Consider the following 12,905-nt stretch of genomic DNA (forward strand, 5'->3'; position numbering starts at 1 on the left):
GCTGCGGCTACTTGCCGACTTCCTTGGTCACCAGCGCGATCGCCTCGTCCACGTCGTCCGTGACGTGGAAGAGGTAGAGGTCGCGCTCCGAGGCCTTGCCCTGCGCGATCACCGTGTTCTTCAGCCAGTCGACCAGGCCCGACCAGTACTCCGACCCGAACAGCACGATCGGGAACCGGGTGATCTTCTGGGTCTGGACCAGGGTCAGGGCCTCGAACAGCTCGTCCAGCGTGCCGAGTCCGCCCGGCAGGACCACGAAGCCCTGGCTGTACTTCACGAACATCGTCTTGCGGACGAAGAAGTACCGGAAGTTCAGCCCGAGGTCCACGTGCTGGTTGAGCCCCTGCTCGAACGGCAGCTCGATGCCCAGGCCCACGGAGATCCCGTTGGCCTCCCGGGCGCCCTTGTTGGCCGCCTCCATCGCGCCCGGGCCGCCGCCCGTGATCACCGCGAAGCCCGCCTCGACGAGTGCGCTGCCGATCCGTACGCCGGCCTCGTACTCGGGCGAGCCGGCGGGCGTACGGGCCGAGCCGAACACGCTGATCGCCGGCGGCAGCTCCGCCAGCGTGCCGAAGCCCTCGATGAACTCCGACTGGATGCGCAGGACCCGCCAGGGATCGGTGTGCACCCACTCGGAAGGCCCGGCGGAGTCCAGCAGCCGCTGGTCCGTCGTACTGCCGGCCTGCACCTGGCTCCGCCTGCGCAGCACCGGCCCGAGCTGCTGCTCTTCGGGCCGACGACGAGCGGACCCTTCGGAGTTGCCCATGATGTGCTCCCTCCTGCTGATCGTTGGATCAGACTAGGCGCACAAAGGTGACGAGAAGCGGAATTCAGGAGGTCAGCCAGGCGCGGAGTCGTTCTTCGCAGTGGAGGATGGCCTTCGTTTCGACACGCTCGTCGACCTTGTGGGCCAGCAGGGCGTCGCCCGGGCCGTAGTTGACCGCCGGGACGCCGAGGGCGCTGAAGCGGGAGACGTCCGTCCAGCCGAACTTCGGCATGGCGCGGCCGCCGACCGCCTCCATGAACGCCGCCGCGGCGGGGTGGGAGAGGCCGGGGAGGGCGCCGCCCGAGAAGTCGTCGATGACGAACTCGTCGACGCCGCAGTCCGCGAAGACCTCCCGGACGTGGGCGATCGCCTCGTCCATGCTGCGGTCAGGGGCGAAGCGGAAGTTGACCGTCACCGTGCACGCGTCGGGGATGACGTTGTTGGCGACGCCGCCCTCGACGCGGACCGCGTTCAGGCCCTCGTGGTACTCCAGGCCGTCGATCACCGGCTTGCGGGGCTCGTACGCCGCGAGTTTGGCGAGAATCGGGGCCGCCGCGTGGATGGCGTTGGAGCCCATCCAGCTGCGCGCGGAGTGGGCGCGCTCGCCGGTCGTGCGGAGCAGGACGCGCAGGGTGCCCTGGCAGCCGCCCTCGACCTCGGCGTTGGACGGCTCCAGCAGGACCGCGAAGTCGCCGGTCAGCCAGTCGGGGTGGGCCGCGGCGACCTTGCCCAGGCCGTTGAGGTCCGCGGCGACCTCCTCCTGGTCGTAGAAGACGAAGGTGAGGTCGCGGTTGGGTTCGGGCACGGTCGCGGCGATGCGCAGCTGTACGGCGACGCCGGATTTCATGTCGGTCGTTCCGCAGCCCCACAGGACGTCGTTCTCGTCCAGGCGGGACGGGACGTTGTCGGCGATCGGCACGGTGTCGAGGTGGCCGGCGAGGACGACGCGCTCGGCCCTGCCGAGGTTCGTGCGGGCCACGACGTTGTTGCCGTACCGGTCGACCGTGAGGTGCGGCAGGGCGCGCAGCGCGTGCTCCACCAGGTCGGCGAGGACCTTTTCGTCGCCGCTCACGGACGGGATGTCGACGAGCCGGGCGGTCAGCTCGGCGGCGTCCAGGGTGAGGTCCAGCTCGGATTCGGACATGGCCCTGACCCTAACGCCCAGGACTGCGGCGAAGCTCTCACGTCCGGCCGGTGGACGCGCCGCGTGGCTCAAGTACGGTGGGCGCCGTGACCCGGAACGATCCCCCCCGTCCTCGTCGCCGACGCCGGCCGCTGCTCACCTCCGCCGGTGTGTTGGTGCTGCTCGCGCTGATCGGCTATTTCGCCGTGCAGTACAACACGACGAACGGCGGTGGCGGCGCGCCGCACTGCACGGCCAGCGTGCCGACGGTCTCGACCGGCGTCGACATGACCCCGGAACAGGCGGGCAACGCCGCGACGATAGCCGCGGTCGGCGTGGCCAAGGGCCTGCCGGACCGGGCCCTGACCATCGCGCTGGCCACCTCGATGCAGGAGTCGGGGCTGCGCAACCTCCCGCACGGCGACCGGGATTCGCTCGGCCTGTTCCAGCAGCGGACCTCGATGGGCTGGGGCACCGAGGAGCAGATCATGGACCCGGTGTACTCGGCCGGGAAGTTCTACGACCACCTCGTCCAGGTCAAGGGGTACGCCGATCTCCCGCTGACGGAGGCCGCGCAGGAGGTGCAGCGCAGCGGCTACCCCGAGGCGTACGCGAAGCACGAGTCGGAAGCGGTCGTGATCGCGGCGGCGTTCGCCGGGGACGGCGAGCTGACCTGCGGCGGACCCGCGCCGACCGCGCCGGGCGATCCGGAGAAGGTGCGCACCGAGCTCACCCGGATCTTCGCCAAGAGCAAGATGCACACCGCTCCGGCCGAGCCGCGCCGTACCCAGGACGCGGCCGGGAAGGTCAAGGAGGCGGAGGTGACCTTCGTCGAGAAGAAGGACGGCGGTGCCTCCGCGGCACGCGGCACCAAGGTGATGGCGGGCTGGGCGGTGGCCAACTCGCGCGGGATGGGAGTCGTCCGGGTCTCGTACGGCCCGGGGAGCTGGGTGGCCGGCCAGGCGAGGGGCGAGTGGCAGAAGCCGGCCCCCGCCGGCGCGCAGGGCAAGTCCGGGGCGGTCGATCCCCACCGCGCGGAGGCCGGCTCGGTACGGATCTTCGTGGCCCAGTGAGCCACCCCCGGCCATGGGGTCGCCTGTACGAGGGGTCCCCCGCGCGGGGGTGACCGGGCGGCGGCCCGATCCGCCTCGGGGAAGGCGGAATCCCTGGTCGGCGCGCGTTCGACGCGCTTGCCGCGCAGGCCGATTAAACGATGCGTTACCGATCCTTTACCCGGGGCCTCCGCAACTCCACCCGCCCCCCGAGCGGTTGTACACGGCGTACTCAGCCGCTACCGCTTAGGAGCATCATGTCCCTCCCCCTGACCCGCCGGATCGCCCGTACCGCGCTGCTGCTCGCAGCCGGGGCAGCTCCCGTGGTCGGTGCGGCCGGCGCGGCCAGCGCCGCGGGCCTGGAGTCCGTGCCGCAGCTGGGCAGTGCGCTCACCAGCACGGACGCCGCCGCTCCCGCGGGCGACGTGGTCGGCACCGGCGAAGCCGCCGCCGCGGGCGCGACGGACACCGCCGCCCAGGCCGTACCCGGCGCCCCCGCCCAGGTCACCGACGCCGCGACCGGCCTGCTCGGCGGGCTGCCCGCGGCCAAGGGTCTGCCGACCGACGCGCTGTCCAAGGGCGCCCTGCCGACCGACACCCTGCCCACCAGCTCGCTGCCCACCAGCTCGCTGCCCACGAGCTCGCTGCCCACGAGCTCGCTGCCCACGAGCTCGCTGCCCACGGATGGTCTTCCGACCGGTGCCGTCCCCACCAACAGCCTGACCGGCGCGCTCCCCACGCAGGCGCTGGGCGGCCTCCCGCTGGGCGGCTGACCCGCCGCACGCAGGAACACCGAGGGGCCGGGAGCACGAACTCCCGGCCCCTCGGGCCGTTCACCGGGTCCGCTGCGGATCAGACGGCGAGGCGCTTGACCGCCGCTTCGACGCGCTCGTCCGTGGCCGTGAACGCGACGCGGACGAACCGCGCGCCCGCCTCACCGTAGAAATCGCCCGGCGCGACCAGGACGCCCAGCTCCGCGAGGTGGGCCACCGTGTCCCAGCAGGGCTCGTCCCGGGTCACCCACAGGTACAGGCTGGCCTCGCTGTGCTCGACCCGGAAGCCGTGCGCCTCCAGCGCCGCCCGCAGCGCCTCGCGCCGCGCCGCGTAGCGCCCGCGCTGCTCCGCGACGTGCGCGTCGTCGCCGAGCGCGGCGACCGTGGCCGCCTGCACCGGCGCCGGGGTCATCATCCCGCCGTGCTTGCGGATCTCCAGCAGCTCGCCGAGCACCTCGGCGTCACCGGCGATGAACGCGGCCCGGTAGCCCGCCAGGTTGGAGCGCTTCGAGAGGGAGTGGACGGCGACGATGCCCTCGTACGAGCCCCCGCAGACGTCGTCGTGCAGGACGGAGACGGGCTCGGCCTCCCAGCCCAGCTCCAGGTAGCACTCGTCGCTGAAGAGCAGGATCCCGTGCTCGCGCGCCCAGGCCACGATCCGGACCAGGTCTTCCTTCGGGATGACCTTCCCGGTGGGGTTGGACGGGGAGTTGAGCCACAGCAGCTTCACGCCGGACGGGTCGAGATCGGTCGGGTCGTCGTAGACGACCGCCTCCGCGCCGCACAGCCGCGCGCCGACCTCGTACGTGGGGTACGCGAGACGCGGGTACGCGACCTTGTCCCCGGCGCCCAGGCCCAGCTGGGTCGGCAGCCAGGCCACCAGCTCCTTGGAGCCGACAACCGGCAGGACGTTGCGGTGGCCGGCTGCGCTCGCGCCGAGGCGGCCCCTCAGCCAGCCGGTGATCGCGTCGCGCAGCGCGGTGGTGCCCCACACCGTGGGGTAGCCCGGGGAGTCGGCGGCCGCGACGAGCGCGTCCTGGACCAGCTGCGGGACCGGGTCCACGGGCGTGCCGACGGACAGGTCGACGATGCCGTCCGGGTGGGCCGCCGCCGTCTTCTTGTACGGCTCCAGCTTGTCCCAGGGGAAGGCGGGAAGACGTGCGGATACTGCGGCCACGGTGTTCTCTGCTCTCTACTGGTGCTGGACGTACTGGCTGTACGGGCGGGCGGGGCGTGCGGGGCCCGCCGGCCGTACGGGCAAACGGCTCGGTCCCGCGCGGCACGGGGCCGTACGGGACCGAGGGGCGGTTCTGGCGGTGCCGACCGTCGTCAGTGACTCGGGTTGATGTCCGCCGGAAGCGCCGCGATGAAGGGGTGGTCGCGCTCGATCAGGCCCAGCTTGGAGGCACCACCGGGCGAACCGAGCTCGTCGAAGAACTCGACGTTCGCCTTGTAGTAGTCCTTCCACTCTTCCGGAGTGTCGTCCTCGTAGAAGATGGCCTCGACCGGGCAGACCGGCTCACACGCACCACAGTCGACGCACTCGTCGGGGTGGATGTACAAGGACCGCTGGCCCTCGTAGATGCAGTCGACGGGGCACTCTTCGATGCATGCCTTGTCCTTGACGTCGACACAAGGCTCCGCGATGACGTAGGTCACGCTCTCGTTCCTCCTCGGTAGGGCTTTCCATATCGCGCGGGAGCGCGGCGTCGTCGATGCCCACGCCTAGTATCTCCGTTCCCGGGCACGATCCGAACAGGAGGGGCGGACAGAGCTGTGGAAATCACTGCCGGTGGGCTGCTGGAGATCCGTATTACCCCGGCTGACGTGGGTAAACGAGTCTCTGTACGACGGGTGGAGAGTGGGTCGAGCGAGGCGCCCTCGTTCACTGACACGGTAGGGGTTCTCACATCCTGGGACCAAGGTGTGCTGACGATCACACGAAAGAGCGGTGTGAGCGTCCACATCTCGGAATCGTCGCTGGTGGCGGGCAAGGTCGTCCCCCCGGCGCCGGCCCGGCGGCGGGGTCCCGCGGCCTCTTTCGAGGAGCTGGCGCGGATCGGCGCGCGGGCCTGGCAGCCCCTGGAGAGCGAGCCGCTCGGCGAGTGGACGCTGCGGGCGGCCGGCGGCTTCACCCGGCGGGCCAACTCCGTGCTGCCGCTCGGCGACCCGGGGGTGCCGCTGGACGAAGCACTCGCGCGAGTGACGTCCTGGTACGCGGAACGTGAACTTCCGGCGTACGTGCAGACGGCGACCGGCGCGGCCGGCACACAGGAGCTGCTGGGCGCGGAGCTGGAGCGCCGGGGCTGGGTGAACGAGGTGTCGGCGGAGGTCCGGATCGCGGCGCTGGCGCCGATCGCGGACGTGGACACGGGCGCCGGCGCCCGCGAGGTGCGGCTGACCCGCGCCCCGGACGAGGAGTGGCTCGGGATGTACGGGCGGGTCAAGGACCCGGAGGTGGCCCGGCGGGTGCTGGTCGCGGGGCCGTCGGTGTGGTTCGCGACGCTGCCCGGGCGGGCGATAGGGCGGCTGGTGGTGGACGGCCGGTGGGCCGGCTTCGCGGCGGTCGAGGTGGATCCGGAGCACCGGCGCGGCGGCCTGGGCACGGCCGTGATGGCCGTACTGGCCCGGCAGGCGCTGGAGGAAGGCGCGTCGGCGGCCTGGCTCCAGGTGGAGGCGGACAACGCGGGAGCGCTGGCGCTGTACGACGGGCTGGGTTTCGCGCGGCACCACGCGTACCACCACTTCCGGCTCCGGTCCGGCGCGGGCCCGGCCGCGGGGGGCTCGCGATGAGCGCGGAGTCCCGGGCGCGGTTCGCGGAGGAGGCCCGCTCGGAGCGGCCGGACCTGGCGCTGCTGTGCCTGCTGCTGGCCGCGGAGGCGGATCCGGAGCTGGACGAACGGGCCGTGGACTGGGCGCAGATCGAGCTGGACCGGCTGGCGGGGATGCTGCCGTACGGGCTGCGCGGCGGGAAGGCGTGGGCCTCGGCGGTGACGGAGCTGCTGGGGGGCCGGATGGGCTTCCACGGCACGCCCGCCGACTACGACCGGCTGTCGTCCTCGCTGCTGCACGAGGTGCTGCGCAGGCGCCGGGGCCTGCCGATCCTCCTGTCCGTCGTCTGGCTGGAGGTCGCCCGGCGCGCGGGCGCGCCGGTGTACGGGCTGGGGCTGCCCGGGCACTTCGTGGTGGGTTTCGGGGACCCTGACGAGGGGCTGGTGGTGGACCCCTTCGCCGGGGGCGCCTCGCTGGGGGCCGGGCCGGCGGAGCAGGCCGCGGAGCCGCGGACGCCGGCCCGGACGCTGGACATCGTGCTGCGGATCCTGAACAACATCAGGGCGTGGGCCTCGGCGCGGCCGGAGCACTCGGCGGTGGCGCTGTGGGCGCTGGAGCTGTCACTGCTGCTGCCCTCGCATCCGGCGTCGTTGCGGTACGAGCGGGCGAAGCTGCTGGTGGAGCGGGGGGAGTTCGCTTTCGGCGCTGCCGAGATGGAGTCCTACGCGCAGGTGGTCGACGCGATCGATCCGCCCGCCGCGGCGCGGATCCGGAGCGAGGCCCTGTCCGCCAGGGCGCTGCTGAACTGACCCGGCCCGGGGCGGGCGGCGGCGCGCGCGGCCGCTCCGGTCACAGCCAGCCCTTTTCGCGGGCCACGCGTATGGCTTCCGCGCGGTTGCGGGAGGCCAGCTTCTGGATGGCCGTCGAGAGGTAGTTGCGGATCGTGCCCTGGGAGAGGTGGAGCCGGGCCGCCAGTTCGGCGTTCGTGGCTCCGTCCTCGGCCGCGCGCAGGACCTCGCGTTCGCGGTCGGTCAGCGGGTTGGCGCCCTCCGCCAGGGCCGCCGCCGCCAGGGTGGGGTCGATGACGCGCTCGCCCGCCAGGACCTTGCGCACCGCCTCGGCCAGTTGCGCGGCCGGGGCGTCCTTGACGAGGAAAGCCGAGGCTCCCGCCTCCATCGCGCCGCGCAGGTAGCCGGGGCGGCCGAAGGTGGTCAGGACCACGATCTTGAGGTCCGGGACGGCGGTCCGCAGGGCCGCCGCCGCCTCGATGCCCGTCATGCCCGGCATCTCGATGTCGAGCAGCGCGACGTTCACGTCGTGGGCCCGGGCCGCCGGCACCACCTCGTCCCCGCGGGCGACCTGGGCCAGCACCTCGATGTCCGGCTCCAGCCCGAGGAGGGCCGCGAGGGCTTCCCGGACCATGGACTGGTCCTCCGCCAGGAGGATCCGGATGGGGCGTGTGCTCATGATCCCGATCCTAGGGGGATGCGGGCCAGCAGGCGGAAGCCCTTCTTGCCCGCCGAACCGGCCGTCAGCGTGCCGCCGACCGCCTCCAGCCGTTCCGTCAGGCCGGTCAGGCCGTTGCCCGCCTTCGCGGGGCCTCCCCCGCCGTCGTCGGCGACCGACAGCTCCACCACCGGCCCGGCGAGGGTCTGCGACCTCTCCAGCCGGACGGTGCAGCGCTGCGCGCCGCTGTGGCGGACCACGTTCGTCACCGCCTCGCGCAGCGACCAGGCCAGCGCCGACTCCACCTCTTCGGGGAGGTCTTCCACCGGCTCGGCCGGGAGGTCGGCCACCACGCCCGCCGCCGTCAGCGCGGTGCGCGCGCCCGCCAGTTCGCCCGGCAGGGTCGGCCGCCGGTAGCCGCTCACGGCTTCCCGTACGTCGACCAGCGCCTGCCGGCTGACCTGTTCGATGTCCGCCACCTGCTGGGCCGCCTGCTCGGGGTGGTCGGGCAGCATCCGCCCCGCCAGCTCGCTCTTGAGCGTGATCAGGGACAGCGAGTGGCCGAGGAGGTCGTGCAGGTCCCGGGCCATCCGCAGCCGTTCCTCGTTCGCCGCGAGCTGCGCCACCGTGGCCCGCGCCTCGCGCAGCTCCATCGTCGTGCGGATCATCGCGCGGATGCCGACCATGGCGAACCCGCCCATCAGGGCCGGGATCAGCAGCCCGGCCAGGTAGGCGTCGCCGCCGGGCACCGCGAAGGCGGTCAGTGCGAGGAGCGCGGTGGCGCCGGGCACCGTGAACCGGGAGATCTCCCCCGGCAGCGCGGCGCCGGAGGCGATCGCCACGTACACGAAGAGGACGAGCCATTCGCGTCCCAGGCTGAGCGAGAGGATGGTGGCCTGCGCGGAGAGGACGGCGACCGAGAGCAGCACGCGCCGCGTCTCGGTCTGCCGCGCGGTGCGGAAGACCAGGACCAGGTACCAGGCGACGAAGGCCACGAGGCCCAGGCCGCCGAGCAGCCGGGCCCCGAGGCTGTGTCCGCCGCTGACGAGGTCGGTGACGGGGGCGCTGAGGTAGAACAGCCAGACGCTGATCCACAGCGACTTCACGATCTTCTGCCGGCGGTTCTCGGGGCGGAGGCCGACCCGGGGGCCGCCCTTCGTTCCCATCGGACCGGTCTCGGTCATCGGCTCCGTCGCGCCGGTCCTACCGGTCGCTCCCGTCGCACCCATCACGCTCGTCACACCCGTCATGCCTTCAGCGAGTCCTTGCGGTACAGCCATGCGGCGGCACCGGTGAACAGTACGAAGTAACCCGCCAGGATCGCCACGTCCTTCAGGTGCGGCGCACCCCCGAGCTCGATGGCCTGGCCGAGGCCCGCGTACGCCCGGGTCGGCAGCCATTCGCAGATGTTCTGGAGCCACTGCGGGAAGTTCGCGGTCGGCATCCACAGGCCGCCGAGGATCGACAGGCCGAAGTAGAACAGCATCGTGATCGGGCGGACGGTGTCCCCGCTCGCCAGGTAGCCGATCGCCACGCCGAGGGCGGCGAAGACCAGGCTGCCGGCCCAGATGGAACCGGTCAGGGCGAGCCACTGCCAGGCGTCGAACCGTACGCCCTTGACGAGCGCGGCGACCGCGAACACGACCAGGATGGCGGGCAGCGAGAGGACGCCGGCGCTGGCGGTCTTGCCGAGGACGTAGCCGCGGCCGGGCAGGGCGGTCAGCCTCAGCTGGCGGACCCAGCCCTTCTCGCGCTCCTTGGCGATGCGCTCGCTGTTGCCCATCAGGACGGCGGTCAGGGCGCCGAAGGAGGCCATGGCGACCATGTAGAAGGCCGGCATGGTCAGTTCCGTGCCCATGACCTTCGTGGTGCCGTTCAGGGTGCCGCCGAGCATCAGGAACAGCGCGGCCGGGTAGAGCACGGTGAAGAACAGGTACTTCTTGTTGCGCAGGGCTCGGCTGATCTCGAGCTTGACGAGCTGGATCGTTCCGGTGGTCGGCATCTTTACTTGGCCTCCTCGGCCTCGGTGAGGGCGATGAAGGCCTGCTCCAGGCCGAGCCCGGCGACTTCCAGGTTCCGGGGGTAGAGCCCCAGCGCGTACACGGCGTGGACGGTGGCGTCGGCGTCGCGCGACTGGAGCCTGACCGTGTCGCCGTGGCGCTCGTAGGACGTCAGGTACGGGAGGGCGCGCAGCGCCGTCTCGTCCGCCGGGGCGTCCGGGGCCAGGTCGAAGGCGATCCGGCGGGCGCCGGCCTTCGCCTTGATCTCGGCGGCGGTGCCGTCGGCGAGCAGCCGGCCCTTGTTGAGGACGAGGACGCGGTCGGCGATCGCGTCGGCCTCTTCCAGGTAGTGGGTGGCGAACAGGACCGTGCGGCCCTGGGCGGCCTGTTCCCGCATGGTGGCCCAGAAGGCCTGGCGGGAGGTGACGTCCATGCCGGTGGTCGGCTCGTCCAGGACGATCAGGTCGTTGTGCCCCGCGGTGGCGAGGGCGAAGCGGACGCGCTGCTCCTGGCCGCCGGAGAGCTTGTTCACCATGCGGTCGGCGATCTCGGTGATCCCGGCGCGGCCGAGCACCTCCTCGACCGGGTACCGGCGGGGGTGCAGGGCGCAGCCGAGGGCGACGACCTCCCGTACGGTCACGTCCTCCATCAGGCCGCCGCTCTGGAGCATCGCGCCGACCCGGCCGGCCGCGATGGCCTCGCGGGGGGTGGTGCCGAAGAGCTCGACGGTGCCGGAGTCGGCGGGGCGCAGGCCCAGCAGCAGGTCGAGGGTGGAGGACTTGCCGGCGCCGTTGGGGCCGAGCAGTGCGACGGTCTCGCCGGGGTGGAGTTCGAGGGAGAGCCCGTCGACGGCGCGGACCGCGCCGTAGCTCTTGGTCACGTTCCGGAAGGCCACCACGGGGCCGGCGCCGGGGCCGGTGTCCTTCGCGGCGGTGGTGTGCGCCGGGGTCGTCGTCGTCATGACCGAAGACTCCCCCGTACGGGGGTGCGCGCGGCAGTGCCCTCAGTCGTGACTGCCGGATGACAGATGTCATGCGACCGGCATGACGGGCCCTGCCGCCGGCCCGGCGGCGGACGCGGCGGCGGACGCGGCGGAGCCCCCGTCCGGGGAACGGACGGGGGCTCCCGCGAACCGGTCGTCAGCTGCCGTTGGTGTTGATCGTGACGGTCCGCTCGGCCGTGGTCTTCCCGCGCAGCGCCTGGCGCAGGGCGCCGACGACGTCCTGCGGGGTGACCGCGGTCTTCTCTCCCGTACCGCGCGTGATCAGGACGCCGTCGAAGGAGTTGCCGTACGTCGCCTTGAGCGCTTCCAGGTCGTACTTCTCGGTCAGGTGCCCGTCCACGACCTGCATGCTGAGGATCTTGGGGAGGGACTTGGCGCCGAAGGGGAGGGACTTGCCGCCCGCCTTGACGGTGGCCACGCCGGACATGGCGGGCTCGGCGAACTCCTTCATGGCCCGGTCCAGTTCGGCCTGGTCGACGACCGGGTTCTTGGTGGCGACCGGGAGTTCGACCGGGGCCGTCTTGCCGGTGGCGACCAGCTCGCGGAAGGCCTTCTTGACCAGTTCCGCGGAGGCGCCCGGGTCCAGGGAGCTGCCGGGCTTGCCGGGGACGGCGACGGCCTTGCCGGTGTCGAAGGTGATGGTGCCCTCGGTGGCGGTGCCGGCGGTGCCGGCCAGCTCCTGGAGCGCGACCTGGAGCTTCTCCTCGTCGACGGGCAGCACGGCCTCCGCGATGCGCTCGTTGCCGAGGAGGGAGCCGATGACCGTGACCGGGTTGTAGTCGCTGCCGGCCGCGTTGCGGACGGTGGTCTGGGAGTCCAGGCTGAGGCCGGCCTTCTCGGGCTTGAGCTCGACCTGCTTGCCGCCCACGGTGAGCGTGAGCGGGGTGGCGGCGCGGTTGGCGAAGGCCGTCTGGAGCTTGCCGACGGCCTCGTCGCGGGTGCCCCCGATGTCGACGCCCATGACGGTGGTGCCCTTGGGGACGTCGGAGTGGTTGAGGAGCAGCCCGGCGCCGTAGGCCACGCCGAACAGGGCGATGATGCCGCTGCCGGCGAGGACCAGCTTGGAGCGGCCCTTCTTGACCTTGGTCGGCTTCATGGAGGCCGGCTTCGGGCGCGCGGGGGCGGCCGCCGCCGGGGCGGGGGCCGGCGTCGGGACCGGTGTCGGGACGACCGGGCCGGGGCCGCCGGGGCCGGGGCCGGGGACCGGCGGGAAGGGGTCGTCCAGGTCGGGGCCGGGCCAGCGGGGGGCCTCGGCGCCCCGCGGGTCGCCGCCCGGGAGCGGGCCGCCGGGGACCGAGCCGAGCGCGGGGCCGCCGGTGGGGCCCGCGGGGGCGCCGGCGGCCGGACCGCCGTACGCGGGGAAGGCCTCGGTGGCGGGTCCGCCGTCGGTGTCTCCGTAGCCGGGGCGGGCCGGGGGCGTGCCGACGCCGGGGCCGCCGGGCATCCGGGGGGCGAGCGGTGCCTGGGGGCCGGGGCCCTGGCCGTAGCCGGGGCCCGCCGGGGCGCCCGTACGAGGGCCGGGGCCCGCCGGGCCGCCCTGGGCGAAGCCGGCGCCCGGGCCGGGGGGCGGGACCTGGCCGGGGCCGGCCGGAGTGCGGGTGGGCAGCACGGGCGCGGGGCCCGCGGCCGGGGTGCGGGTCGGCAGCGCCGGGGCCGGAGCGGCGGCGGGCGCGGGCGCCGGAGCGGCCGACTTGCGCGGGGCGAACCAGTTGCTGGCCGGCTCCTCGGGCTCGGCGGCGGGCGCGGGCTCCGCCACGTCCGGCCCGGCGACGGCGGGGGGCTCCGCCGCGGCCTCGGGCTCCGGCTCGGCGGCCGCCACCGGCTTGCGTACGACCACCGGCGGGATCGGCCGCGAACCCGGGATGTTGATCCGGATCCGGGTCGTCAGGGTGGTCTCGGTCTTCGGCCCGTCGGTGTCGGGCGTGGACGGGTTCGAGGTCACAGGGTTCTCCTCCGAGGCAGTCGCCGCG

General features: G+C 73.3%; 13 protein-coding genes. 4 read left to right on the forward strand and 9 right to left on the reverse strand.

All coding sequences use genetic code 11. From position 1 onward, the window contains the following. Window positions 1–7 precede the first annotated feature (7 nt). Together ACFY1T_RS01410 and dapE are read right to left on the reverse strand one after the other, a co-directional pair. Window positions 8–766, reverse strand: a complete 759-nt coding sequence (locus ACFY1T_RS01410; RefSeq protein ID WP_229336636.1) for a TIGR00730 family Rossman fold protein — start codon at window positions 764–766, stop codon at window positions 8–10. A gap of 64 nt (window positions 767–830) precedes the next feature. Then, on the reverse strand, window positions 831–1,910 hold the full coding sequence (gene dapE / locus ACFY1T_RS01415; protein WP_390786498.1) for a succinyl-diaminopimelate desuccinylase: 1,080 nt from the start codon (window positions 1,908–1,910) through the stop codon (window positions 831–833). Between the two features lie 86 nt (window positions 1,911–1,996). Here dapE and ACFY1T_RS01420 point away from each other — a divergent pair, with 86 nt between their 5' ends. Both ACFY1T_RS01420 and ACFY1T_RS01425 read left to right on the forward strand, forming a co-directional pair. Beyond that, window positions 1,997–2,962 carry a hypothetical protein gene (locus ACFY1T_RS01420; RefSeq protein WP_390786499.1) on the forward strand — a complete coding sequence of 322 codons (966 nt, stop codon included), beginning with the start codon at window positions 1,997–1,999 and terminating at the stop codon, window positions 2,960–2,962. A 236-nt stretch (window positions 2,963–3,198) separates the two neighbouring features. Beyond that, entirely contained in the window at window positions 3,199–3,714 is a 516-nt protein-coding gene (locus ACFY1T_RS01425) for an ATP-binding protein (protein WP_390786500.1), read from the forward strand. Window positions 3,715–3,793: 79 nt separating this feature from the next. Here ACFY1T_RS01425 and dapC read toward each other — a convergent pair whose 3' ends face one another. Further along, entirely contained in the window at window positions 3,794–4,891 is a 1,098-nt protein-coding gene (gene dapC / locus ACFY1T_RS01430; RefSeq protein ID WP_390786501.1) for a succinyldiaminopimelate transaminase, read from the reverse strand. 152 nt (window positions 4,892–5,043) lie between these two features. Further along, complete coding sequence (fdxA, locus tag ACFY1T_RS01435; protein ID WP_030868357.1) at window positions 5,044–5,373, reverse strand: ferredoxin; 330 nt, start codon at window positions 5,371–5,373, stop codon at window positions 5,044–5,046. A 117-nt stretch (window positions 5,374–5,490) separates the two neighbouring features. Between fdxA and ACFY1T_RS01440 the strand changes: the two genes are divergently transcribed. After that, window positions 5,491–6,507, forward strand: a complete 1,017-nt coding sequence (locus ACFY1T_RS01440; protein ID WP_390786502.1) for a GNAT family N-acetyltransferase — start codon at window positions 5,491–5,493, stop codon at window positions 6,505–6,507. Continuing rightward, on the forward strand, window positions 6,504–7,295 hold the full coding sequence (locus ACFY1T_RS01445; protein WP_390786503.1) for a transglutaminase-like domain-containing protein: 792 nt from the start codon (window positions 6,504–6,506) through the stop codon (window positions 7,293–7,295). The genes ACFY1T_RS01440 and ACFY1T_RS01445 overlap by 4 nt, the downstream gene beginning before the upstream one ends. 40 nt (window positions 7,296–7,335) lie before the next feature. Here the strand turns inward: ACFY1T_RS01445 and ACFY1T_RS01450 are convergent, their stop codons facing one another. The 5 genes from ACFY1T_RS01450 to ACFY1T_RS01470 form a co-directional block, all read right to left on the reverse strand. Further along, window positions 7,336–7,953, reverse strand: coding sequence for a response regulator transcription factor (locus ACFY1T_RS01450; protein WP_030868363.1), 618 nt, complete (start codon window positions 7,951–7,953; stop codon window positions 7,336–7,338). Next, window positions 7,950–9,116: a sensor histidine kinase gene (locus ACFY1T_RS01455; protein ID WP_390786938.1), complete on the reverse strand. Its 1,167-nt coding sequence runs from the start codon at window positions 9,114–9,116 to the stop codon at window positions 7,950–7,952. The genes ACFY1T_RS01450 and ACFY1T_RS01455 overlap by 4 nt, the downstream gene beginning before the upstream one ends. Window positions 9,117–9,178: 62 nt before the next feature. Next, the gene (locus ACFY1T_RS01460; RefSeq protein WP_030868366.1) at window positions 9,179–9,934 is read right to left on the reverse strand and encodes an ABC transporter permease; all 756 of its coding nucleotides are present in this window, start codon (window positions 9,932–9,934) and stop codon (window positions 9,179–9,181) included. Between the two features lie 2 nt (window positions 9,935–9,936). Continuing rightward, window positions 9,937–10,893: an ABC transporter ATP-binding protein gene (locus ACFY1T_RS01465; protein ID WP_390786504.1), complete on the reverse strand. Its 957-nt coding sequence runs from the start codon at window positions 10,891–10,893 to the stop codon at window positions 9,937–9,939. 178 nt (window positions 10,894–11,071) lie between these two features. Further along, window positions 11,072–12,877 (reverse strand): hypothetical protein, encoded by a 1,806-nt coding sequence (locus ACFY1T_RS01470; protein ID WP_390786505.1) that lies wholly within the window; start codon window positions 12,875–12,877, stop codon window positions 11,072–11,074. Window positions 12,878–12,905 lie beyond the last annotated feature (28 nt).

The organism is Streptomyces sp. NPDC001194 (genome assembly GCF_042896985.1).
GTDB lineage: Bacteria > Actinomycetota > Actinomycetes > Streptomycetales > Streptomycetaceae > Streptomyces.